General features: G+C 68.9%; 20 protein-coding genes. 14 read left to right on the top strand and 6 right to left on the bottom strand.

The genetic code is table 11. The annotated features are described in order from the left end of the window. Positions 1–16 precede the first annotated feature (16 nt). The 11 genes from AC1KAT_RS11305 (at position 17) to AC1KAT_RS11255 (ending at position 12,984) form a co-directional block, all read left to right on the top strand. Entirely contained in the window at positions 17–1,042 is a 1,026-nt protein-coding gene (locus AC1KAT_RS11305) for a glycoside hydrolase family 26 protein (RefSeq protein WP_480325850.1), read from the top strand. 35 nt (positions 1,043–1,077) lie between these two features. Beyond that, the gene (locus AC1KAT_RS11300; protein ID WP_480325848.1) at positions 1,078–1,638 is read left to right on the top strand and encodes a serine O-acetyltransferase; all 561 of its coding nucleotides are present in this window, start codon (positions 1,078–1,080) and stop codon (positions 1,636–1,638) included. An 11-nt stretch (positions 1,639–1,649) separates the two neighbouring features. After that, complete coding sequence (locus AC1KAT_RS11295; RefSeq protein ID WP_480325846.1) at positions 1,650–2,501, top strand: aldo/keto reductase; 852 nt, start codon at positions 1,650–1,652, stop codon at positions 2,499–2,501. Then, positions 2,498–4,183, top strand: coding sequence for a GMC oxidoreductase (locus AC1KAT_RS11290; RefSeq protein ID WP_480325845.1), 1,686 nt, complete (start codon positions 2,498–2,500; stop codon positions 4,181–4,183). Before AC1KAT_RS11295 ends, AC1KAT_RS11290 begins: the two co-directional genes overlap by 4 nt. Continuing rightward, positions 4,180–5,283, top strand: coding sequence for an acyltransferase family protein (locus AC1KAT_RS11285; protein WP_480325843.1), 1,104 nt, complete (start codon positions 4,180–4,182; stop codon positions 5,281–5,283). The genes AC1KAT_RS11290 and AC1KAT_RS11285 overlap by 4 nt, the downstream gene beginning before the upstream one ends. Further along, positions 5,280–6,536 carry a glycosyltransferase family 4 protein gene (locus AC1KAT_RS11280; RefSeq protein ID WP_480325841.1) on the top strand — a complete coding sequence of 419 codons (1,257 nt, stop codon included), beginning with the start codon at positions 5,280–5,282 and terminating at the stop codon, positions 6,534–6,536. Before AC1KAT_RS11285 ends, AC1KAT_RS11280 begins: the two co-directional genes overlap by 4 nt. 23 nt (positions 6,537–6,559) lie before the next feature. After that, complete coding sequence (locus tag AC1KAT_RS11275) at positions 6,560–7,717, top strand: glycosyltransferase (RefSeq protein WP_480325839.1); 1,158 nt, start codon at positions 6,560–6,562, stop codon at positions 7,715–7,717. Next, a complete protein-coding gene (locus tag AC1KAT_RS11270) occupies positions 7,714–9,192 on the top strand; it encodes a lipopolysaccharide biosynthesis protein (RefSeq protein ID WP_480325837.1) in 1,479 nt (492 codons plus the stop codon). Before AC1KAT_RS11275 ends, AC1KAT_RS11270 begins: the two co-directional genes overlap by 4 nt. After that, on the top strand, positions 9,189–10,463 hold the full coding sequence (locus AC1KAT_RS11265; protein WP_480325835.1) for a glycosyltransferase family 4 protein: 1,275 nt from the start codon (positions 9,189–9,191) through the stop codon (positions 10,461–10,463). Before AC1KAT_RS11270 ends, AC1KAT_RS11265 begins: the two co-directional genes overlap by 4 nt. Next, positions 10,463–11,593, top strand: coding sequence for an acyltransferase family protein (locus AC1KAT_RS11260; protein WP_480325833.1), 1,131 nt, complete (start codon positions 10,463–10,465; stop codon positions 11,591–11,593). Before AC1KAT_RS11265 ends, AC1KAT_RS11260 begins: the two co-directional genes overlap by 1 nt. Before the next feature lie 257 nt (positions 11,594–11,850). Further along, the gene (locus AC1KAT_RS11255) at positions 11,851–12,984 is read left to right on the top strand and encodes an ABC transporter substrate-binding protein (RefSeq protein ID WP_480325831.1); all 1,134 of its coding nucleotides are present in this window, start codon (positions 11,851–11,853) and stop codon (positions 12,982–12,984) included. A 33-nt stretch (positions 12,985–13,017) separates the two neighbouring features. Here the strand turns inward: AC1KAT_RS11255 and AC1KAT_RS11250 are convergent, their stop codons facing one another. Beyond that, a complete protein-coding gene (locus tag AC1KAT_RS11250; protein ID WP_480325829.1) occupies positions 13,018–14,055 on the bottom strand; it encodes a TolB family protein in 1,038 nt (345 codons plus the stop codon). A gap of 141 nt (positions 14,056–14,196) precedes the next feature. Then, positions 14,197–14,838: an urease accessory protein UreG gene (ureG, locus tag AC1KAT_RS11245; RefSeq protein ID WP_480325826.1), complete on the bottom strand. Its 642-nt coding sequence runs from the start codon at positions 14,836–14,838 to the stop codon at positions 14,197–14,199. Positions 14,839–15,044: 206 nt separating this feature from the next. Between ureG and AC1KAT_RS11240 the strand changes: the two genes are divergently transcribed. Next, a complete protein-coding gene (locus tag AC1KAT_RS11240; protein ID WP_480325824.1) occupies positions 15,045–15,782 on the top strand; it encodes a PEPxxWA-CTERM sorting domain-containing protein in 738 nt (245 codons plus the stop codon). Between the two features lie 66 nt (positions 15,783–15,848). Here the strand turns inward: AC1KAT_RS11240 and AC1KAT_RS11235 are convergent, their stop codons facing one another. The 3 genes from AC1KAT_RS11235 to AC1KAT_RS11225 form a co-directional block, all read right to left on the bottom strand. Then, on the bottom strand, positions 15,849–16,502 hold the full coding sequence (locus AC1KAT_RS11235) for an urease accessory protein UreF (RefSeq protein ID WP_480325822.1): 654 nt from the start codon (positions 16,500–16,502) through the stop codon (positions 15,849–15,851). Between the two features lie 121 nt (positions 16,503–16,623). Then, positions 16,624–17,316, bottom strand: a complete 693-nt coding sequence (gene ureE, locus AC1KAT_RS11230; RefSeq protein WP_480325820.1) for an urease accessory protein UreE — start codon at positions 17,314–17,316, stop codon at positions 16,624–16,626. A gap of 535 nt (positions 17,317–17,851) precedes the next feature. Next, complete coding sequence (locus tag AC1KAT_RS11225) at positions 17,852–18,253, bottom strand: hypothetical protein (RefSeq protein ID WP_480325818.1); 402 nt, start codon at positions 18,251–18,253, stop codon at positions 17,852–17,854. A gap of 62 nt (positions 18,254–18,315) precedes the next feature. Between AC1KAT_RS11225 and AC1KAT_RS11220 the strand changes: the two genes are divergently transcribed. After that, the gene (locus tag AC1KAT_RS11220; RefSeq protein WP_480325816.1) at positions 18,316–19,401 is read left to right on the top strand and encodes a hypothetical protein; all 1,086 of its coding nucleotides are present in this window, start codon (positions 18,316–18,318) and stop codon (positions 19,399–19,401) included. Positions 19,402–20,032: 631 nt separating this feature from the next. After that, a complete protein-coding gene (locus tag AC1KAT_RS11215; protein WP_480325814.1) occupies positions 20,033–21,871 on the top strand; it encodes a hypothetical protein in 1,839 nt (612 codons plus the stop codon). 178 nt (positions 21,872–22,049) lie between these two features. Here AC1KAT_RS11215 and ureC read toward each other — a convergent pair whose 3' ends face one another. Next, positions 22,050–23,765 (bottom strand): urease subunit alpha, encoded by a 1,716-nt coding sequence (ureC, locus tag AC1KAT_RS11210; protein ID WP_480325812.1) that lies wholly within the window; start codon positions 23,763–23,765, stop codon positions 22,050–22,052. Positions 23,766–23,824 lie beyond the last annotated feature (59 nt).

The raw sequence follows: 23,824 nt of genomic DNA, 5'->3' as shown, positions 1-23,824 counted from the left end.
ACCACCGGAGCTTTCCATGAACCCTCTCTCGACTTCAGAAGATTCGAAGCTGACGCGCCGATGCCTGCTCGGGTCGGCGGCCGCGCTGGCGGCCACCCCGGTCTGGTCGCAGACCGCCTCGACCACCCCCACACCCACCGTGGTTCGGGCGGTGCCCCCGCCGGCCCCCCCACCGCAAGTCGGCGTCTACCAGGGCGCGGGGTGCGATGGCCGCGGGCGCATTCCCGGCTACGAAGCCTGGCTCGGCCGCCGCATGGACCGTGTGCTCGACGGCTTGTCGCACGTCTCGTGGGACTCGATGGTCAGCACCGCGCGCTGGGTCACCGGCTGCTGGCAGCCCGTGCCGGTGCGCTTGACGCTCACCGTGCCCATGCTGCCGCGCGACGGCAAATCGACCCTTGCGATCGGTGCGACCGGCGCCTATGACGGCTACTTCCGCACCATTGCCGACCGGCTGGTCGAAACCGGCTTCGCCACCGCGTCGATCCGCATTGCGCCCGAGTTCAACGCGAGCTGGTTCCACTGGTCGTCGCTCAACGCGCCGCAGACCTGGGTCACCTACTGGAGGCGCATCGTCGATGCGATGCGGGCCTCGCCCGGCCAGCAGTTCAGCTTCGACTGGTGCCCGGCGGTCTACGTCGGCGCCAAGTCGCCCGAACCGGCCTACCCCGGCAACGACTACGTCGACCTGATCGGCGCCGATGTCTACAACGCCAACTGGTATCCCCAGACCATCACCCCCACCCAGGTCTGGAACATGCTGCTCACCGCCACCTACGGCCTGCGCTGGCATGCGCGCTTCGCGGCCGACCGCGGCAAGCTGATGACCTACCCCGAATGGGCCACGGGCACCCGGCCCGACGGCTTCGGGGGCGGCGACGACCCGCTCTTCATCACCAACATGGCGAACTGGATCAAGGCCAACCCGGTGCTCTACCACCTGTACTGGGACTACCCGGCCTCTGACTACAACGGGCGCCTGTCCGACGGCAGCAAGCCGCTCGCGGCTGCGGCCTACAAGCAAGCGTTCGGAGGGAGTTGATGACATCGCGCCTTTGGCGGGAACTTGAATCAGACATGACACGCATCGCAGGCCATTCCACCGGGTGGCTGGTGCTGTTGTCGGCCCTGGGCCGGCGCTGCTACCGGCCGCTCTTCACACTGCGCCTGGCCCAGGCGGCGGCGCGCAGCGCGCTCATGCGCTGGTCCTTGCCGCTGTGGGTGCTGGCGCACCGCGCGGCGCGCCACCTGGCGGGCATGGACCTGCCCTGGCGCACGCAGATCGGCGAGGGCGCACGCATCGACCACGGCTGGGGCCTGGTCGTGAACTCGGGCGCCGTCATCGGCCAGAACGTCACGCTCTTCCATGGCGTGACGCTGGGCCAGGCCGACCGCATCGCCGCCGACGGGTCGCGCAGCACCGGTTACCCCGTGATCGAAGACGAGGTGTGGATCGGCCCGCACGCCGTCATCGTCGGTGGCGTGCGCATCGGCCGCGGCAGCCGCGTGCTGGCCGGCGCCTTCATCACCGACGACGTGCCGCCGCACAGCCTGGTCATCGGCAACCCGGCACGCGTGGTGCGAACCGACATCGCCCCCGATGTCGAGAACCCCTGGAAAGCGGCCGCCAGCTCATGAACGAACGCAGCATGCACCTGACCCTCGGCACCACGGGCATCACCACCTCGGCGCTCGCGCTCGGCTGTGCGCGCCTCGGCTCGGCGCTCACGCCGCTGTCGCGCCGCGAATGCGTGGCGCTCATCGAAGAGGCCTACGACCTGGGCATCCGCCATTTCGACACCGCCAGCATCTACGGCCAGGGCGACAGCGAACGCTTTCTCGGCCAAGCGCTGGGTGGCCGCCGCCGCGAAGTCTGCATCTCGACCAAGGCCGGCCAGCGCCTGAGCGGCAAGCAGCGGCTGCTGTCGCACTTCAAGGGGCCGATCCGCCTGCTCGCCGCGCGGCGTGGCGCCCTGCGCGCGCAAGTCGCCAGCCAGCGCGCCCAGGGCGTGCCGCGCTGCTTCGAGCCCGACTACATCGAACGCTCGCTCGAAGACAGCCTCAAGCGCCTGCAGGTCGATCAGGTGGACATCTTCTACCTGCACAGCCCCGACGTGGCCGTGCTGCACGACGAGGCGCTGTTCGAGCGTCTGGCGCGCCTGCGCGACAAGGGCCGCTTCCGCGCGCTGGGCGTGTCGTGCGACGAACTCGACGTCGCCTGGGCGGCGGCCGAGGTGCCGTCGGTCGAGATCGTTCAATTCGCCTTCGACGGCGAGCCCGACAGCCGCCGTCTGCTCGACCTGCTGGCCGCTCGCGGCAAGCAAGCCGTGCTGCGCGGCTTTGCGCCCGGCCCCGACCCGCAGGCACGGCACGAAGAGGTGCTGGCGCAGCGCCTGCGCCGCAGCCTCGGCTTGCCGGCGCTCGGGGGCCTGATCCTCGGCACCACCAACCCGCAGCACTTGCGCGAGAACGTCGCAGCCTGGCGAAAGGCGCTGGCATGAGCCTCATCGACCGCCGCGCGCTCGACGCACGCCAGCCCTTGCGCGCGGCCGTGTGCATCGTCGGTGGCGGTGCGGCCGGCATCACGCTCGCGTGCGAGCTCGACGGCAGCGAATTGCCGGTGCTCTTGCTCGATGCCGGCCCCGTCAACGGCCGCCCGGCGCCCTCGCAAGACGCCTACGAAGGCAGCAGTGCCGGCGTGCACCCGACGCCCGGCCACTTTCGCCGGCGCGGCTTTGGCGGCTCGACCGCCATCTGGGGGGGGCGCTGCATTCCGTTCGAGCCGATCGACTTCGAAGCGCGCCACTACGTGGCGAACAGTGGCTGGCCCATCGCCTATGACGAGGTGGCGCGCCACTACGACACGGCCATGCGCTACTGCGACGCGGGCGAGCCGGCATTCGATGCCGCCAAGGCCTTCACCCGCCCCGGCGAGACCGTGCCCGGCCTGCGCAGCCAGGTGCTGCACGCCGACGCGATCGAGCGCTACAGCCTGCCCACCGATTTCGGCAAGCGCTACCGCGCGCGGCTGGCCGCTTCGCGCAACGTGCGCGTGCTGGGCGAGGCCCAGGTGCTGCGGCTCATCAAAGACCCGCAGGCCGACCGCGTCATCGCGCTCGAACTGCGGCTCTGCGACGACGGCCCCACGCTGCGCGTCGAGGCCGAGCGCTTCGTGCTGGCTTTGGGCGGCATCGAGACCCCGCGCCTGCTGCTGGCGTCTGACCCGAGCGGCCCGGGCCTGGGCAACCGCAGCGACCACGTCGGCCGCTGGTACACCTGCCACGTCGAAAACGTCATCGGCGTGCTGCGCCCCACGCAGCCCGGTACCGCCTTCGACTTCGAGCGCACGCGCGATGGCGTGTACGCGCGCCGCAAGCTGCTCATCGACCCGGCCGTGCAGCGGCGCGAGCGGCTGCTCAACATCGCCTTCCGCCTGCACTACCCCAACGTCGCCGAGCCCGCGCACGGCAGCGCGGTGCTGTCGGCGGTGTACCTCGCCAAGCAGGCGCTGATCCCCGAGTACCGGCGCATCCTGCAGCACGGGGCCGAGGTCAACCCGCGCACGGTGATGGCCGGCCACGTGCGCAACGTTGCGCTCGGGCTGCCCGCGCTGGCCGGCTTCGGCATCGACTGGCTGCGCCGCCGCGTGCTGGCCGAACGCAAGCTGCCCTATGTGCTGGTCGCCAATGCCGACGGCAGCTACCCGATCGAGTTCAACGCCGAACAGACGCCGCTGCCCGACAGCCGCATCACGCTCGGCCCCACGCGCGACGCGTTCGGCGTGCCGCGCGTGCACATCGACTGGCGCTTCGCCGACAGCGACGTGGACAGCATCTGCCGCGCCTACCGCCTGCTCAAGGCCGAGGTCGAAGGCTGCGGCGCCGGCCGCGTCGAGGTCGATGAGGCGCGGCTGCGTGAGCAGGTGGCCGCGTCCATCCCGGTCGGCGGGCACCACATCGGCACCACGCGCATGTCGGCCGATGCGCGCCAGGGCGTGGTGGACCGCGACTGCGCGCTGCACGAGTTGCCCAACGTCTTCGTCGCGAGCGCGTCGGTCTTCCCGACCTGCAGCCACGCCAACCCCACGCTGACCCTCGTCGCGATGGCGATTCGCCTGGCCGCACACCTGCGCGACGCGCGGGTGCCTCGGGTGGCCGCCGAGACGCAAGAGGTGGCGGCATGACGGTGGCGCACCAGAACAACTTCGACCTGGTGCGGCTCTTCGCTGCCCTGCAGGTCGTCGTCGTGCATCTCTTCACCGTGATGCCGGGGCTGCCCGCGCGCGAGGCCGCGATCACCGCCTTGTCGCTGTTCCCGGGTGTGCCAATCTTCTTTTTCATCAGCGGCTTTCTGATCAGCGGCTCGTGGCAGCGCAAGCCCTCGCTGCCGGCCTTCGTGGCGAGCCGCGTGTTGCGCATCTTTCCGGCCCTGTGGCTGGCCGTGGCCTTCAGCCTCGTGATGCTGCTGCTCTTCTACCGCGGGCCGCTGCTCGACAACCTGGGCACGCTGGGCGCCTGGCTGCTGATGCAATCGAGCTTCCTGCAATCATGGAACCCGGGCTTTTTGCGCGGCTATGGCTACGGCGTGGCCAACCCGGTGCTGTGGACCATCCCGGTCGAGCTGGGCTTCTATGTAGCCACGCCGCTGCTCTTCGTCATCGGCCTGCGGCTGCGCCGCCTTCGTGGATTGCTGTGGGCGGTGGCCGCGCTGTCGTTCGTGCTCTGCGCGGTGGTGCACCAGATGGACCGCAGCGCGACGCTGCACAAGGTCTTCAGCGTGTCGCCGCTGTCGATGCTGTCGTGGCTGTGGATGTTTCTGCTCGGCGCGCTCGCGCAGCTCGGCTTCACGCGCCTGCGCCCGGTGGTCGAGCACCGCTTCGCGCTCTTCGGCGGCCTGGCGCTCGGCGTCGGCCTGTTGTCGCTGGCGGTGGACGTGCCGCCGCTGCTGCACCTGCCGGGCAACGACATCGGCCTCGTCAACGCGGTGGCCACCAGCGCTGCCTGCCTGTCGTTCGCCTACTCGTACCCGGGCCTTGCGCAGCGCACGCTGCGCGGCCACGACCTGTCGTACGGCCTCTACCTCTTCCACATGCCGTGGCTGAACGCCTTGCTGGTCAACGGCATGCTCGGCGTGCCCGGTGCGCTGCTGACCTTCCTGCTGACGGTCGTCACCGCCGCGCTGAGCTGGCGCTTCATCGAACGACCGGCCCTGTCCAACAAGGGTCGCCTCGAAGCCTTTCTGTCCCGCCGGTCGCGTGTCGGCCTGCGCATGAGCCAAACATGACCTTGAACCCTGCTGCATCGACGCGCCGCCCGCGTGGCCTGTGGATCGCCCGCGAACTGCCCTTTCCGCTGGACACCGGCGACCGCATCTACAGCGCGCGCCTGCTGAAGTCGGTGGCCGACGCCGGCGCCGAGCTCACCGTCACCGGCTTCGCGCCGCCTGCCGGCGCCACTCCGCCGGCCGACTGGCCGATCCAATGGGTCACGGTGAGTGGTGCACGCCATGGCGCCGTGCGCGCGCTGTGCAGCACCATGCCGCAGGTGGCCGCCACGCATGCCACGGCGGCCTACCGGCAGCTTGTCGGCGAAATGTCGCGCCAACGCTGGGACTTCGTCGTCATCGACCAGTACGGCATCGGCTGGGCCCTGCCGTACTTCGAGCGCCTGCCCGCCGCCGAGCGGCCCGTGCTCGTGCACATCGCGCATGACCACGAAGCCTCGGTCTATGCCTCGCTGGTGCGCGAGTTTCGCGGGCCCTTCCTCAAGCGCGTGGCGCTGTGGCAGAACGGGCTCAAGACCTCTGCCTTCGAACGCGGCATCGCGCGCCGCGTCGATCTCGTCACCGCCATCACCGACGAAGACAGCGCGCGCTTCGCACTCGATGCGCCCGCGACGCGCCGCGTCGTGCTGACGCCCGGCTACGGCGGGCAGGTCGGCGAGCGAATGCAGGTCACCGAGGCCGTGCCGCGGCGCGTGGTCATGGTCGGCTCGTACCAATGGGTGGCCAAGCAAGAGAACCTGCGCCGCTTCGTCGCGGCGGCCGACGCGAAGTTCGCGCAGGCCGGCATCACGCTGCATGTGATCGGCTCGATGCCGAATGCACTGGCCGACGAGTTGCGCGCCACGAGCCGCGCGACCGTGCTGCACGGCTTCGTCGATGACATTGCGCCGCACTTCGCCAACGCGCGCCTGGCGGCCGTGCCTGAAGAGATCGGCGGCGGCTTCAAGCTGAAGTTCCTCGACTACATCTTCGGCCGCGTGCCGGTGGCCACGCTCGCGCACGCCGCCGCCGGCCTGCCGCGCAGCGTGCGCGACGCCATGCTGTGCAGCGAAACCATCGAGTCGCTGGTGGACGACATCGTCGCGGCCATCGGCGACGTGCCCCGCCTCGATGGAATGCAGCGCGACGCGCTCGCCGCGGCCCTGGCCGGCTACCGCTGGGAAGACCGCGGCCAGGCGCTGCTCGCGGCCGTGGCCGCGTTGCGCGGCCCCGCGGCCCCGGTGCGCGCCGGCTCTCCCCTTCTCGCCCCTTGATGTCGCCCAACCCGCATCCCGCCATGACGAAACACGTGCTCGTCTACAAGTCCGACCTGCTGCCGTACTCCGAGACCTTCATCAAGGAGCAAGTGCTGGCCTGCTCGCGCTGGCAACCCGTGCTGGTGGGCCGGCGGCGCGTCAACGGCCTCTCGCTCGACGGCCTGAACGTGCGGCTGCTGCAAGAGGGCGCCCCCGCGCGCTGGCGCGACACCGGCTGGAAGTTGCTGCGCGAGCTGAACCTGTCGCCCCCGGGCGTGGTGCAGCGCCTGCGCGAGCAGCGCGCCTCGCTCGTGCACGTGCACTTCGGCACCGAGGCGGTGGGCCTGTGGCCCGCGCTGCGCAAGCTGGGCCTGCCGGTGGCGGTGACGCTGCACGGCAGCGACATCCACATCCACCCCGCGTGGTGGAAGCAGCCCGGCGCCGGCCCCGCCTCGCGCCAGTACCCCGACCGCCTGGTGGCCCTGGGGCGCGACCCCAAGGTGCACTTCATCGCCGTGAGCGACGCGGTGCGCCAGCGCGCCATCGACTACGGCCTGCCGGCCGAGCGCATCTCGGTGCGCTACATCGGCATCGACCTCGACCGCTTCAAGCCCGTGGGCGACGCGGTGTCGAGCCGGCCGCCACGCATCCTCTACGTCGGCCGCATGGTCGAGAAGAAGGGCTGCGAGTACCTGGTCGAGGCCTACGCCGCCTTGCGCGCGCGCCTGCCCGACGCCGAGCTCGTGATGGTCGGTGACGGCCCCTTGTTGGCGCCGATGAAGCAGCGCGCTGCCGAACTGGGCGCGCCCGTGCAGTTTCGCGGCAGCCTGAGCAGCGATGCCGTGCGCCGCGAGCTCGACCAGTCGCGCGTGTTCTGCCTGCCCAGCGTGACCGCGAGCAACGGCGACGCCGAAGGCCTGCCCATCGTCGTGATGGAAGCGCAGGCCTGCGGCGTGCCGGTCGTGACCTCGGCGCGAGGCGGCGCGACCGAAGGCATCGTCGATGGCGTGACCGGCTTCGCCTTCGCCGAGCGCGACGTGCCGGCGCTCACGCATGCGCTCGAACGCGTGCTGAGCGAAGAAGGCCTGGCCGACCGCATGTCGCACGAGGCCGTGCGCTTCGCGCGCGAGCGCTTCGACATTCGCCGCTGCACGCAGCGCCTCGAAGCGCTGTACGACGAACTGGCGGTCGCGGCGTGAGCGCCATTGCCCCACCGACACCCACCGCCCCCTCGGCCGCTCGCGGGGTGATGTGGGCGGGCGTGTCGCAGGCCGGCAAGGTCGGCCTGCAACTGCTGGCGCTGGGCATCCTGTCGCGCCTGCTGCCGCCGGCCGACTTCGGCCTGCTGGCCATGGCCACCGTGGTCACGGCCTTCGCCTTCATGCTGCGCGACATGGGCACGGCGGCGGCGGTCATCCAGCGCGCCGAGTTGACGCCCGCGCTGCTGAACACGGTGTTCTGGTTCAACTTCGGCATCGGCTGTGTGCTGGCGGTGGTCGTCGTCGCGTTCGCCGTGCCGGCGGCGGCGGCCTTCCGCGAGCCGCGCCTGGCCGAGGTGCTGCTCGCGCTGGCGGTGAGCTTTCCGGTGGCCAGCAGCGGCACCGTGCACCAGGCCTTGCTCGAACGCCGCGTGGCCTTCAAGACCATCGCGCGCATCGAGATCGGCTCGGCACTGGTTGCGCTTGCGATCGCGGTGGCGGCAGCCTGGAAGGGCCTGGGCGTGTACGCGCTGGTGCTCAATGTGGTGGTCACCGCCTTGCTGACGACCTTGCAGCTGTGGATCGCCTCGCCGTTTCGCCCACGCTTGAGCTTCAGCCGCAGCGAGTTCAAGAGCCTGTGGGGCTTCAGCGGCAACCTCTTCGGCTCGCAGCTGCTCAACTACTTCGCGCGCAATGCCGACGCGATGCTGATCGGCCGCTTTCTCGGCGCGCTCGAACTCGGCTGGTACAGCATGGCCTACAAGATCATGCTGTTCCCGATCTACAACCTGGCGTCGGTCGTGGCACGGGCGACCTTCCCGGTGCTGTCGCGCAACCAGCAATCGCAGCCGGCGCAGGTGGCGGAGCTGTACCTGCGGTCCACCGCCGCCATCGTGCTGGTCACCGCGCCGCTGATGGCCGGCCTGTGGGCGCTGCGCGAGCCCTTCGTGGTGGTGGCGCTCGGCGCCAAGTGGCTGCCGGTGGCCGAGGCGCTGGCGTGGCTGTCGCCGGTCGGCGTGATGCAGTCGGTGATGACGACGGTGGGCGTGATCTACATGACCACCGGCCGCACCGATGTGATGTTCCGCGTCGGGCTCGTCTCGCTGGTGGTCACGGTGGCTGGCATGGTGATCGGATTGCAATGGGGCTACGTCGGCGTGGCCGCGTGTTATTCGATCAGCAACGCGCTGCTCTTCGTGCCGCTGTTCGTGATCGCGCTCAAGCAGATCGACCTGCGCTTCATTGACCTCGTGCGCGCGGTCTGGCGGCAACTGCTCGCGGCGCTGGCGATGGGCGCCGTGCTGTGGGCCTTGCGGCAGTCGCTGGCCGGGCCGCTCGATGCGATCTCGCAACTGGCGGTGCTGATTCCCGTGGGCGTGGCGGTGTACGGCGCGCTCGCCTGGTTCCTGGTGCCCGACGTGTTGCAAGGCCTCGCGGCCGGGCTGCCTGGGCGCTCGAAGAAAGCTGCTGCATGAAGATTGCCTTTCTGTCGTCGCTCTACGCGCCCAACGAAGTCGGCGGGGCCGAGCGCACTGTGCGCACGCTGGCCGAAGCCCTGGTCCAGCGCGGCCACGAGGCGGTGGTGCTGAGCCTCGCGCCCGACGGCGTCGCGCGCGAGGGCGAGCTGAACGGCGTGAAGACGCACTACGTGCCGCTCGCCAACATCCACTGGGCCTTCGGCCACAAGACGCCACCGGCCGCGTGGCGCCGCATGCTGTGGCACCTAATCGACAGCTACAACCCGGTGATGGGCCGGCGGGTGGGGCGCATCCTCGACCGCGAGCGACCCGACCTCGTGCAGACCGGCAACCTGATGGGCTTTTCGGTCGCGGCCTGGCGCGCGGCACGGCGCCGCCAGCTGCCGGTGGTGCAGATGCTGCACGACTACTACCTCGGCTGCGTCAACTCGGCCATGTTTCGCGGCGGGCGCAACTGCACGCAGCAGTGTGGCAAGTGCCGCGTGATCGGCACGCCGCGCCGGGTGCTGTCGAACACGCCGGCGGCCGTCATCTCGCTGAGCCGGCGCACGCTCGACAAGCTCGAAGGCTGCGGCTTGTTCGAGGAGGTGCCGCACAAGGCCATCGTGCATGGGGCCTGCAACCTCGACCTGCACGACGTGCCCGCGCGCCCGGCGCACGCCGAGGGCCGCCTGACGCTGGGCTACCTGGGCCGCGTCGAGGCGACCAAGGGCATCGAGACCCTGCTCGACGCCGCCAACCGCCTGCCCCCGGGCCGCGTGCGGGTGCTGGTCGGCGGCACCGGCGCGGCCGACTACCTGGCCGCGCTGCGCACGCGCTACGCCTCGCCCAACATCGAGTTCATCGGCTTCGTGAAGCCGGCCGAGCTGTTCGCGCGCATCGACCTGCTGGTCGTGCCCTCGCTGTGGGAAGAACCCCTCGGCCGCGTCATCTACGAGGCCTACACGCACGGCGTGCCGGCCATCGTGTCACGCATGGGCGGCATGCCCGAGATCGTGGACGAAGGCCGCACCGGCTTCGTGTTCGAAGCGGGCCAGGCCGAGCAACTGGCCGGGCTGCTGACCCGCATCGCCGGCGACTGGGACAGCGAGCGCTTCGCACGCGCCTGCGTCGAGAAGAGCCGCGAGTTCGACATCGAGCGGCAGTTCGATCGCTACATGGCGGTGTGGGCGAAGGCGGCGCGCATCGAGGGGCAGGGCGAGGGTGGGCACGAGGGCCCGTCCACGCTGCCGGCGGCTGACGAACCCGACTTGGCGCGGGGGGCCTGATGCGCATCGAATCGCTCGATGGCGTGCGTGCGGTACTGGCGCTGTGGGTGGTGTTCGGCCACCTGGCGGTGCTGGTGGGTGCGCGCCTGCCGCTGATCGACAACCCCGCCGTGGCGGTCGATCTCTTCATGCTGCTGTCGGGCTACTTCATCGCGGCCACGTTCGAGCGCTTGCATGCCGACCACCCGCCTGCGTTGGCGCGGCGCTACTTCTGGATCCGACGTGTGATGCGCATCTGGCCGCTGTATGCGGTGGTGCTCACGGTGACCCTGCTGACCTTGGCGCAGCTCGAAGACATCAAGCAGCTGGTGGCGCAGACCTTCCCGCCCGCCTGGGCCGATGAGCCGCACTACAAGCTGCCCAGCTACCCGCCGCCTTCGGTCGAGGGGGCGCTGTGGCACTACTCGCTGCTGTTCGGCTTGCTGCCCTCGCAGGCCACGTCGAACCCGCTGCCCGACTGGAGCCTGTCGCTTGAATTCCAGTTTTACCTGCTCTTTCCGCTGCTGGCCGTGCTGCTGCGGCGGGCGCCGCTGGCCTTGTGTTTTCTGTCGGCGCTGCTGGCTTTCGTGAGCCCCAAGCTCTTCGGCTACTACGGCGCGCCGGGGTGGTTCGGCAGCTTCGGGCAGCCGGCCTTCCTGCCGTACAAGCTCAACTTCTTCTTGATCGGCGCGCTCGCCTTTCAATTTTTCGGGCGGCGCACCGAGGCCACGCGCACCGAGTCGGTCACGGCGCTCTTGGGTTTGGTGCTGTGCTTGGTGGTGAGCGGGGTGCAGGCGGCGCTGGGGGTGTTCGGCATCCTGTACCTGATGGCGCATGACGAGGGACTGGCGGCGCGCGTGCTGGCGTGGCGCCCGCTGCGCTGGCTGGGTGAGATCTCGTTCAGCATCTACCTCGCGCACATCCTGGTGCTGCTGCCCGTGGTGGGCTGGCTCATCGCACAACCTGGTTTCGTGGCCATGAGCGGCTGGCAGCGTTTCGCGGTGGCCAGCGCGCTGAGCCTGCCCCTGGTGCTGGGCCTGTCGCACCTGCTCTTCATGTTTGTCGAGAAGCCCGGCATCCGCCTGGCGCACCGTTGGACCAGCGGCCCCGCGAAGAAGACTGCCGCCGCGCGTGCGCAGACCGTCGGCTGAGCCGCATTTGTGCGCAGTGGCTGCCGGCTGCGCGGTCGGGCGGCGGCTTGTTCTGTCAGATCGAATGACGACGAAGCGCTTCACTTTTGTTTCGTCGCAAACGCACCGCCGTGCAGCGGCGATGGCCTTGGGCTCAGTAGTAGTCCCAGGGCGCATTGCAACCGTGGGTTACATACTGGCTTTCCCCTGTCAGCACCAGGGGTGCTCAAAGCTCAACCCACGGAGGCGGCCTCGCTCGAAGGCCGAACGGTCGAACCATGTCGTACAGCCCCACCCGCCGCAATTCGCTTCGCGCGATGGCGGCCAGCGCCACCGCGCTGGCTCTGCCCCGTTCTTTCGCCGCACCCGATGACATCGTCATCGGGCAGAGCGCTCACCTCACCGGGCCCGTGGCCGCCTCGCTGGTGCGCGTGCTCAAGGGCCAGCAGATCGCCATCGACGAGTTCAACCGCAAGGGCGGCGTCAAAGGGCGCAACGTGCGCCTGGTGACACTCGACGATGCCTTCGACGCCAAGCGCTGCGCCGAGAACGTCAACACCCTGATCGACAAGGAAAAGATCGTCGCGCTGTACGGCCTGTCGAGCACGCCCAACGTGGCGGCGGCGCTGCCCATCCTGCTCGAGAAGAAGGTGCCGCTGATCGGCGTGTACACCGGCGCGCCCTCGCTGCGTGCCAAGCCGCACCCGTACTTCTTCACCACCATGGCGAGCTACCGCGACGAGGTGGGCAAGATGTTCCAGGCGCTGTCGTCGGTGGGCCGCAAGCAGATCGGCGTGGTCGTGCCCAACACCCCGTTCGGCAAAGAGATGACGGCGATGATCGAAGAGCTGGCCAAAGAACACGGCTCCACCGTCGTCGGCACGCAGAACATCGAACTGAACGCCAGCAACGCCACCGCAGCCTGCCGCACCTTGGGCGAGGCCAAGCCCGACGCGGTGATCTCGATGGTCTTCGGCGCGACCTTCGTGCCGGTGGTCAAGGCGGTGCGCGCGTACATCGGCGTGCCGCTCTACTGCCCGACCATCGCCAACAGCAAGAACTCGATCGACGCGCTGGGTGACGACGCCCGGGGCATCGCGTTCACGCGCATCCTGCCCAACGCGCTGCGTGCCAGTTCGGCCGTTACCCGCGACTACCACGCGGCCATGGCCCGCGCGAAGCTCGAAGTCGATTACGACCACTTCTTCGGCTACCTCAACCTGCGCGTGCTGCTCGAAGCGCTGCGCCGGGCCGGCCCTGCGGTGACGCCGGCCTCGCTGGTGGCGACCATGCAGCGCCTGGGCACGCTCGACCTCGGCGGCTACAAGCTCAACTACGGCCCCAACAACCACCATGGCTCGAAGTTCGTCGACCTGTCGATCGTGGGGCCGGGCGGACGCTACATCTGGTGAGGGCGGGGCGCTTCGGACGGCCCCGCGCGCCACTCAGTTCGACGGGTGCTCGCTGTTGCCCGAGGCCGCACCCGGCGTCAGCTCGGTCAGGCCTGTGCCGTTCGGGCTGATGCGAAACACCCGGAAGCGGATGCCTTCGCTCGGCACCATGCGGTGGAAGTAGATCGTCTGGCTGTCCAGGCTCCACGCCGGCTTGCTGTTGATGTGGCCGTCGTCGATGAGGTAGCTGGACGGCTGGCCGATGGTCGCGATGCGGATCGCCCAGCGGCCGAGCGCCGTGGTCGTGTTCGGGATCACGTTGGCTGCCGGGTCCACGTTCACCAGCCACGCGATGCGCGTGCCATCGGGTGAGAAATAGGCGTCGTAGTCGGCCAGGTTGTCGTGGGTGATCTGCGCGGCCGCAGCCAGCGGCGACGCGTTCATCACGAAGATCTCGTAGTTCGCGGGCTGGCACACGCTGGCCACGGCGCAGCCGTTGAAGAGCAGCTGCGCGCCATTCGGTGACCACGACACGTCGGTGTTCACGCCGCCCCGGTTCGTGTACTGCACCGGGTTCTTGCCGCCCGCGTCGGTGACGAAGATTTCAAGCGATGTCGCCGAGCCCACCGTCGCACTGCCGAACATGGCGATCTTCGTGCCGTCGGGTGACCACTCGGCGTGGCCTTGCATGGTCCAGCCGTCTTCGCCTTGCGCCCGCAGCCGGGTCAGCGCCGTGCCATCGGTGTTCATCGCCCACAGGCTGGCGTGGGCGTAGCTCTCAGGGTGGGCGGCCGGGGACCGGTAGAACAGGATCTTGCGTCGGTCGGGCGAGACACGCGGCCACCAGTTCTGGTAGCTCGCGTCGGTGGTGAGCCGCGTGGGGCTGCTGCCATCGGTGCCCATCACGTAAATCTCGTGCGTGCCGCCCGCGCGGTTGGAGTCGAACACCAGGCGGTCGGCCCCGAGCGTGGGCCCCTGGCCCAGCACAGGGGCCGGGGCGGGCGCGGGGGGCGGCGGTGAGGCCACGGGCGAGGGCGAGCCCCCGCAAGACGTGGCCGCCACGGCCAGAAACAACCCATACAGCACCCGCATACAGCCTCGCTTCGTTGTGGCCGGAGATCGGCCCTGCGAAGTGTCAACGACAGCCAGCGGCATGCGTTGACCCGCCGCGCGAGTTAGGGGGGGCGGGCTCGCACCGCCCCATGAACCGGTGCCGGGCTGTGCGCCGTGGGCTCAGGCCGTTGCGGCCTTGAGCATGCCCTTGGTCTCGATGAAGGCCACCACCTCGGCCAGCCCCTGCTTCGTCTTCAGGTTGGTCATGACGAAAGGCCGGTTGGGGCGCATGCGTTTCGTGTCCGCCTCCATCACCGCGAGGTCGGCGCCGACGTAGGGCGCGAGGTCGGTCTTGTTGATGACGAAGAGGTCGCTCTTGGTGATGCCGGGCCCACCCTTGCGCGGGATCTTCTCGCCCGCCGCCACGTCGATCACGTAGATCGTCAGGTCGCTCAGCTCGGGGCTGAAGGTGGCCGCGAGGTTGTCGCCGCCCGACTCGATGAACACCACGTCGGCATCGGGAAACTTCTCCAGCATGCGGTCCACCGCTTCGAGGTTGATCGACGCGTCTTCACGGATCGCCGTGTGCGGGCAGCCGCCGGTCTCGACACCCATGATGCGTTCGGCTTCGAGCGCACCGGCCACCGTCAGCAGGCGCTGGTCTTCCTTGGTGTAGATGTCGTTGGTGACCACCACGAGGTCGTAGGTCTCGCGCATGGCCTTGCACAGCATCTCGACGAGCGTCGTCTTGCCCGAGCCGACAGGGCCCCCGACGCCAACGCGCAGGGGAGGGAGTTTCTTGGTGCGGCGAGGTGTGTTCATGAGGCGCGATTATGAAAGGCGACGTTGAGCGGCTGAACGCTCGGTGCGCGCGACAGTGCGGTGACACCGCTGCGCGATGAACTGCCCGGCCCCCTCAAAGCAGGGGTGTCGTGTGGTGGTTTGGCCATTCTCAGGGGCGCAAAAAGGTGATGTCATTCACCTCCCGCCGCGCCTTTGATGGCGGATCAACAACAGAGGGAGTTCACATGATTCGTTCCTTGGTGGCCGGCATTTGCCTGGCCGGTGCTGCGTTTTCTGCCACGGCTCAAGTGCAGGCCACAGGCTTCAGCGTGACCCCCGGCTCGTATGTGCCCGGGTTGTCGCTCGTGTCCGATGTCAATGGCGTTGCTGAGTTCGCGTTCACCGGCTATGACATGGTCAGCCAGTCTTTCGCGAGCCAGACCTACTACGCCACACAGAACTACCCCTTCTACAACTTCACCCAGTCGTTCGGGTTCCAGGTGCAAGACGGCTACAGCATCACGGGCATCAGCTTCACCGGCACGGTGGCGAGCCGCGTCACCTCGTCGCCGCTGCCCGCAGGCACAACCCTCATCAGAGATGGCGACGCCGGCAATGCGCTGAACGCAAGCCTGCGGGTCGGCAACACGACGGCGTCGGCGCAAGACGCCGACGTGCTGGCCCCCGAAACCTTCAACGCTTCTCTGGGTGGCCTGGACCTGACGGACGACTTTCGGCTCGACCTCGGCTTCTCGTTCCTGATCCAGGACGATCCGACTCTCTTTGCCCGCTGCTACGAGCCCACGTGGTGCGTGAACTACTCGATGGCACTCGATCAGTCGGCCCTGCTGGCCGGGGACTTGCGCGTGCGGGTGCACACCGCCGCGATCGCGGCCCCGGTGCCCGAGCCGGAAACCTATGCGTTGATGCTCGCCGGGCTGGGCGTGGTCGGCGCCGTCGCGCGCCGTCGCCGTCGCGCCTGAAGAACCGGTCGTGGGTGGTGGCGCGCTGCTGGCCGCTGCCACCCGCACCGCGACCGCGCGCTCAACTCACGAGCGAAACAGCCGCGAGTACTGCACCTCGTGCTGTGACGACAGGATGGCGAGCATGGGCGTGAAGGCCTGACGCTCGCCGTCCGCCAAGCTCATCGCGTGATCCACAGCCGCCGGGATGGCGTCTGTCAGCGCGGCCAGCACCCGCTGGCCGGCGTTCTGCCCGAGGGGCACGGCCTTCAGCGCGGCTTGCACCATGTTCTCGGCCCAGCCGAAGGCAAAGCTGCACAACGATTCGCGCAGTGGGGCACCGGTTTGCACCGCGGCCAGTGCGAAGGCCACCGGCCAGGTCGGTGCCGGGGGCAGGGCCCGCAAGGCCGCGAGGCGCGCGTCGTCGGGCGTGCGGTTCTTCAGCCACTCGCCCAGCGAGCGGCCCATCTGCTCGGTTTGCTGGCGAAGCTCCTGGCTTTCGCGCGTGTGCAGCACCCAGTCGTTCAATTCGGCGACGCGCACGAGGTCGTGGCGATGCCAGGCCGTGAAGGCCTTGGCGGTGACCGCCAACTCGCTGCGCGCGAGGCTGAGTTGCAACTGGTCGAGCAGCCATTGGCGCGCGGTGTCGGCATCGCGGACCTGCCCGGTCTCGACCGCGGCTTCGAGGGCTTCTGAATAGCTGAAGCCGCCCACCGGCAGCGCCGGTGACGCGAGCCACATCAGTTGAAGGCAGGCGTGCGCCGACAAGGGCGGCGGCGCAGCACGGGTGCCGCCGCGCGCTGGGCGCCGGGCGCGGGGACGTCGCGGGGGCAGCGGCACGGGGTCGTTCGCTCCGTGCCGATCAGTGGTCGTGTCCGCAGCCGGGACCGTGCTGATGGGTATGGCCATGCCCGTGCTTCTGTCCATGGCCATGATCGTGCGAGTGGTCGTGGCCGTGCTGGCAACCTGGGCCATGCACATGCGCAGTCGGGGCCGCCGCGACCGGAATGCCGATCGGCTTGCCGCTGACCGGCTGGGTCGGGGCATGGGCGTGGGGATGGCTGTCATGCCCATGGTCATGGCCATGACCATGCCCACCCCCGGCCGCATAGGCGCCGCCTTCGGGTTCGAAGGCCTCGCTGGCGTCGGTCACCGTCAGGTGCATCTGGCGCAGCATGTCGGCGAGCACGTGGTCGGGTTCGAGCTTCAGGCGGTCGGCTTGCAGTTCGAGCTGCACGTGGCGGTTGCCCAGGTGGTAGGCCGCGCGCACCAGGTCGAACGGCGACCCGTGCTGTGCACAGGGCGTGACGACGAGCACCGGCTGGGGCGCCGCCTGCACGGCAATGAGTGAACCGTCTTCAGCAACGAGCACGTCACCGCCGCGCACCGCGGTGCCTCGCGGCAAAAAAACACCCAGAGCGCGTCCCTGCGAGTCGGTGGCATCGAAGCGGCTTTTCTGCCGCGTGTCCCAGTCGAGTGTCACGGTGGCGGCCCGGCGAACCAGCACCGACGCGAGGCCACGGCCTTGGGGAATGAGTTTGTTGATGGTCAGCATGTGGATGTCCTTCGCGCGGGGTGACAAGCAAGCGGCGCGCCCTGGCGCGCATTGTGGAACACCCCTCGTCCGCACCGGCGGTGCATGAGCCTGTGAACAGGCGCAACGGCCGGTGCCCGAAGGCAAGGCGGGCGGCGGTAGGGCACGAGGCAGTCGCAGCCGCCTGGGGGCGGGCTGGCGGTGTGCGGTTTTCACGGTTTGGACATTCGCGGGGCTCGGCGCCCTGTGTGGACGCCGTCCGCGCGTCGAAATCGGCGAAGGCCCGAACGGCCGCTGCCATGGCCTGTGGCCAAGGCGTCGCTGCTGCGAGATGCACGTGCAGCGACACATGCAACGTTCGGTTGCACTCCTGCCGCTGCCAGCGCGAAGTGGCATGGCAGAGTCGCCGCAACTCAACAAAGGGTGTGGCGTGAGGGAGGGTCTCGGGACCCGAGTGAGCTTGGCTTCCAACCAGCCGCTGTCAGACGCCGACCCCCTGATACGAACAACAAGACCATGAAACTGCCCACCCGCGTTGCTTCGAAGACTGCGCCGCTCACGCGCTCGCGCTCGTTCTCTGCATGGATCGGCCTGAGTGCCGCGACGGTCTTGCTCGCGGCTTGCGGTGCAGGCGAAGAAGCTCAACCGAGCGACGGACAAGAGGCGCCGAAGTCGACACCGGCGCCTGCACCGGCTCCGGCTCCGGCTCCCGCACCCGCACCCGCACCCGCACCCGCACCCGCACCCGCGCCGGCACCTGCTCCGGCACCGGCACCGGCACCGGCACCGGCACCGGCACCGGCACCGGCACCCGCACCCGCACCCGCACCCGCACCCGCACCCGCACCCGCACCCGCACCCGCACCTGCACCTGCACCTGCACCTGCACCTGCACCTGCACCTGCACCTGCACCTGCACCTGCGCCTGCACCGGCGCCTGCACCCGCTCCGCCCACAAGCTACAGCGTTTCGGCGCAGATCGCAGCGATTCGCCAGCATGCGAGCTATGGCTCGCAGTTCGTGGCGGGCACCAACCCCGATGCGCCCTCGGGTCTGGCCCTGCCCACGCCGCCGAACGCGAGCTGCATGGCCAACCAGGTCACGGTCACCAGCATTGCGCAGTTCAACACCGAGGCGGCGGGGTCGTGCAAGCGCATCATCCTGGCGCCGAGCGCCACGCCTTATCGCGGCTACATCAACATCGTCGGGCAGGACATCGAGGCCGTGTTCACCGGCACCACGATCACCCCCAGCGACGACTCGCCCTCGCTGTGGATCGTGGGTGACGCGCGCCGCGTCAAGACCATCGGCGGCACTTTCAACAACCTGTACTTCATCGGTGGCAACCGCTGGTCGCCGAGCGGCTCGGTGCAGAACTACGTCTACGACGTGCACGTCTACGGCGCGAGCTTCACCGGCCTGTACACCCAGGGTTTGATGACCACCTACTACGGCGACGGCGGCAGCATCGCCGGGCATCGCCTGCTGATCGAACGCACCGCGGTGCGCACGGCCAACGGCGCGTTCTTCGTCATCGGCGGCAGCTCGAACGTCATCCTGGCCAACTCGAACATCGTCGTGCCCAAGCTGGCGCGCCACGAGAACCCGGTGCGCATCAACGGCGCCGACCTGGTGGCCATCCTCGATTCGCGCTTGCGCACCGAACTCGGCCCGGGCCAGACCGGCTCCATCAAGCACACGTGGCGCATCCACGCGTCGTATTCGGGCTCGGGCATTCCGGGCGGACGCATGATCGTGCGCGGCGTGCAGTCCGAAGGCGGCGGCGCGATGGGCCAGTACCCTGGCGTCGAGGGCGGCAACTACCAGTCCACCTACCTCGTGGTGCAGGGCTGGCGCTACTACCGCGGCCCCGAAGTGCAGGGCAACAGCATCGCGTCCTTCCCCTACCGCAATGACATCGCCGGTTCGGCCTTCTTAGGTGGCGTGATGAACGCTGGCGTCTGGATGGACGACAACATCGTCTACAACAACGACCTCGCGGCCGGCACCAATTTCATGACCCTGTTTGGCAACGTGCCGCCGGGGCCGGTGACGCGCAGCGTGTACGCACCCTACGTCACCCCGCCGACCTGGAACTTCCGTTGACGACGGGTGAGCCGATGAGCCCGTGCAGGGCGCGATACGCGGCCATCTCACTTGCCTGATCGGGCCCCTTCGGGGGCCTTTTCTTTTGCCCAATCGTTGGTGCGGGGCTACCGATGCACCCGTTCTGCGGCCGCGGCGGCTGTTTCGCTTTGTAAGCCGCGTGTGATTTCGCTCAACTTACCCGGCGCTGACTGCCGTTTGTCAACCCCCTAACCCCTCGTTCAGGGGGTTGCGAGTGCGCTCCTGCAGGGTCGTTGAGCAAGGCGGTCGTTCAGGGTTTCACCTAGGAAAAATGCACGGTTTGATCGGTCGATCGGCCTGTGATTTGTGACTTGGTTCACGAATCGCAGGCCATGCGGCAATTGCCCGTCCGGCTGTTACATCGTTGCGGCTCGGTTACGGCCACCCCTTCGCCGGCCCTTAGCCTTCGGGCTGCATTCACATGCCTTCGGTTCTAGACGCCCAGACCCCTCTGGCAAACCGACCCGCAACACGACAGGCCCGCGCTCTCGCGCCCCGCTGACTTCGTCGGCGCCTTCAGTCCTCTTCGTGCTGTGTTCCTCGCCGGCTTGCCCTGCGTACCTTGAAGAAACGCTTCGTCTCGCACGAGACGGTATCTGGAGTACTAGACATGAAATTCGCGATGTTGGCCGTGGCCCAAGCTGCCTGCCTGACTCTTGCTGCCTGCGGCGGCGGTGATTCCTCCGACCAGATCGAAACCGAGTCCACCCCGACGGTGGCCCAGTTGGAAGCGCTCGCCAAGGCGAGCAACGACGCCTCGGTGGCCACCACCCAGGGCACCACGACCGGCGCCTCGTGCACCGCGCAAGGCGTGAGCTGGGTCGCCAGCGGCTACACCTGCGCCGGCAGCACCCAGCCCACCGCCTCGGGCGTTTACCTCACGGTGCGTGACGGCTTCGGCTCCACCGTCGGTGCCGCCAACTACCAATGCGTGAATGGCGTCTGGCGCGCGACCGGCAGCGCGTTCTGCGGCCTGGCGACTGCGCCTGCCCCTGCCCCGGCTCCGGCTCCGGCTCCGGCTCCGGCTCCGGCCCCTGCCCCTGCCCCTGCCCCTGCCCCTGCCCCTGCCCCTGCCCCTGCCCCTGCCCCGGCTCCGGCTCCGGCTCCGGCTCCGGCTCCGGCCCCTGCCCCTGCCCCTGCCCCTGCCCCTGCCCCTGCCCCTGCCCCTGCACCTGCACCGGCACCGGCACCGGCACCGGCACCGGCACCGGCACCGGCACCGGCACCGGCACCGGCACCGGCTCCCGCTCCCGCTCCCGCTCCCGCTCCCGCTCCCGCTCCGTCCACGGGCCTGGTGCCCGCCACCAGCTACAACGTGGCCGCTCAAGTGGCCGCCATCCGCGCCCACACGGGCTATGGCTCGCAATTCGTTGCCGGCACCAACCCGAACGCGCCGAGCGGCCTGACGCTGCCGACGCCGCCGACCGCCAGCTGCCTGAACAACACCGTCACCGTGACGAGCATTGCGCAGTTCAACACCCAGGCCGCCGGCTCCTGCCGCCGCATCGTCCTGGCGCCGAGCGCGACGCCTTACACCGGCATCGCCAGCATCAGTGGCCAAGACATCGAAGCGGTGTTCACCGGCACGACGATCAACCCGGGCTCCGACTCGCATTCGCTGCAAATCGTCGGTGACGCGCGTCGCGTCCGCACCATCGGTGGCACGTTCAACAACGTGTACATGGTGGGTGGCTACCGCCGCGGCGCCAACGGCGCCGAGCAGAACTTCGTGCAAGACGTCCACATCTACGGCGGCAGCTTCGTCGGCCTGTACACGCAAGGCCTGTCGAGCACCTACTACGGTGACGGCGTCAGCATCTCGGCGCACCGCCTGCTCGTTGAGCGCGTCTACACCCGTTCGGCCAACAGCGGCTTCTTCGTCGAGCCCGGCAGCACGAACCTGATCCTGGCGAACTCGAACATCGTCGTGCCGAAGCTGGTGCGCCACGAGAACCCGGTGCGCATCAACGGTGGCGACTTGATCGCCGTGCTCGACACGCGTCTGCGCACCGAACTCGGTGCGGGTCAGACCGGCCCGATCAAGCACACGTGGCGCATGCACGCCTCGTACTCGAACGGTGGTCTTGCCGGTGGCCGGATGATCGTGCGCGGTGTGCAGTCCGAAGGTGGTGGCGCAATGGGCCAGTACCCGGGTGTCGAAGGGCCGCTGCGTCAGTCGGGCTACCTGGTGATCCATGGCTGGCGCTACTACCGCGCGCCGGATGTGGAAGGCAACAACGTCGCCGCCTTCCCGCACCTGAACAACTACTCGGGTTCGGCCTACTACGGCACGGTGATGAACGCCGCCATCTGGATGGACGACAACGTGGTCTACAACAACCAGTTCGCAGCCGGCTCCAGCATCATGGGTGGCAACACGCCTCCGGGGCAGGTGACGCGCAGCACGTACTCGCCGTACGTCGCGCCCCCGGTCTGGAGCTTCCGCTGATCGTCTGAGGTGACCCTCGCCACCGCATCGCGGTGGTGAAGCTGCCCAACGCATGAGGGCCCACAGCTGCAAGGCTGTGGGCCCTCAGTCTTTGTGGGGCGACCCGTGCGTGATCGGGGCGCCGGGCCTGCGCCCGCCAGTGGCGGATCGAGACGCGAACGGTGCGAGACGCCCTCGGTCAGAACAGGAAATAGCGCTGCGCCATGGGCAATTCGGTGGCCGGCTCGCAGGTCAGCAGCACCCCGTCGGCGCGCACCTCATAGGTCTGCGGGTCGACCTCGATGTGGGGCGTGCCGCTGTTGTGAACCATGTCCGCCTTGCCGATCTTGCGTGTGTTGGCGACGGCCACCGCGCGCTTTTGCAGGCCCAGCTTCTCGGGCACGCCGGCGTCGAGCGCGGCCTTCGACACGAAGGTCAGCGAGGTCGCATGCATCGCCCCCGCGAACGAGCCGAACATCGGCCGGTAGTGCACCGGCTGCGGCGTCGGGATCGACGCGTTCGGGTCGCCCATCGCGGCCGCGGCGATGAAGCCGCCCTTCAGGATGAGCGAAGGCTTCACGCCGAAGAAGGCCGGCTTCCACAGCACCAGGTCGGCCAGCTTGCCGACTTCGACCGAGCCCACCTCGTGCGCGATGCCCTGCGTGATGGCCGGGTTGATCGTGTACTTGGCGATGTAGCGCTTGACACGGAAGTTGTCGTGGCGCGCGTTGTCTTCGGGCAGCGTGCCGCGCTGCGCCTTCATCTTGTGGGCCGTCTGCCAGGTGCGGATGATGACTTCGCCCACGCGGCCCATGGCCTGGCTGTCGCTCGACATCATCGAGAACACGCCGACGTCGTGAAAGATGTCTTCGGCGGCAATCGTTTCGCGCCGAATGCGGCTCTCGGCGAAGGCCAGGTCTTCGGCGATGCTGGCATCAAGGTGGTGGCACACCATCAGCATGTCGAGGTGCTCGTCGATGGTGTTCACCGTGAACGGCATCGTCGGGTTGGTCGATGACGGCAGCACATTGGGCAGGCCGGCCGCCTTGATGATGTCGGGCGCGTGCCCGCCGCCTGCGCCTTCGGTGTGGAAGGTCGCGATGGTGCGGCCCTTGAACGCGTCGATGGTGCTCTCGACGAAGCCCGATTCGTTCAGCGTGTCGGTGTGGATCGTGACCTGGATGTCGTGCTTGTCGGCGACGGTCAAGCAGTTGTCGATGGCCGCCGGCGTCGTGCCCCAGTCTTCGTGCAGTTTCAGGCCGTAGGCGCCGGCTTCGATCTGCTCTTCGAGCGGGCCCGGCAGGCTCGCGTTGCCCTTGCCCTGGAAGCCCAGGTTCATCGGGAAGGCATCGGCCGCCTTCAGCATCTGGTGGATGTGCCAGGGCCCCGGCGTGCAGGTGGTGGCGAAGGTGCCGGTGGCCGGGCCGGTGCCGCCGCCGAGCATGGTGGTCACGCCGCTCATCAGCGCTTCTTCGATCTGCTGCGGGCAGATGTAGTGGATGTGCGTGTCGATGCCGCCGGCCGTGAGGATGCTGCCTTCGCCCGCGATGATCTCGGTGCCCGGGCCGATGACGATGTCCACCCCCGGCTGCACGTCGGGGTTGCCGGCCTTGCCGATGCCCGCGATGCGGCCGTTCTTCAGGCCCACGTCGGCCTTGACGATGCCCCAGTGGTCGATGATCAGCGCGTTGGTGATGACCGTGTCGGCCACGTCCTTCGCCAGCCGCTGGCTCTGGCCCATGCCGTCGCGGATGGTCTTGCCGCCGCCGAACTTGACCTCTTCGCCGTAGGTGCCGGCGCGCAGGGTGAAGTCCTTCTCGACCTCGACGATCAGGCCCGTGTCGGCCAGGCGCACGCGGTCGCCGGTGGTGGGGCCGAACATCTCGGCATAGGCGCGTCGGTTGATGGTTGCCATGGTTTTGTGCCTTCGCTTTTTTCGAGAGACGGTGATGCGCGAACTGGACTTACCGCCAA

Source organism: Piscinibacter sp. PDB5-1, assembly GCF_056676035.1.
Note: the sequence above shows the minus strand (reverse complement) of the source record. Positions and strands in the feature narration are given on the sequence as shown.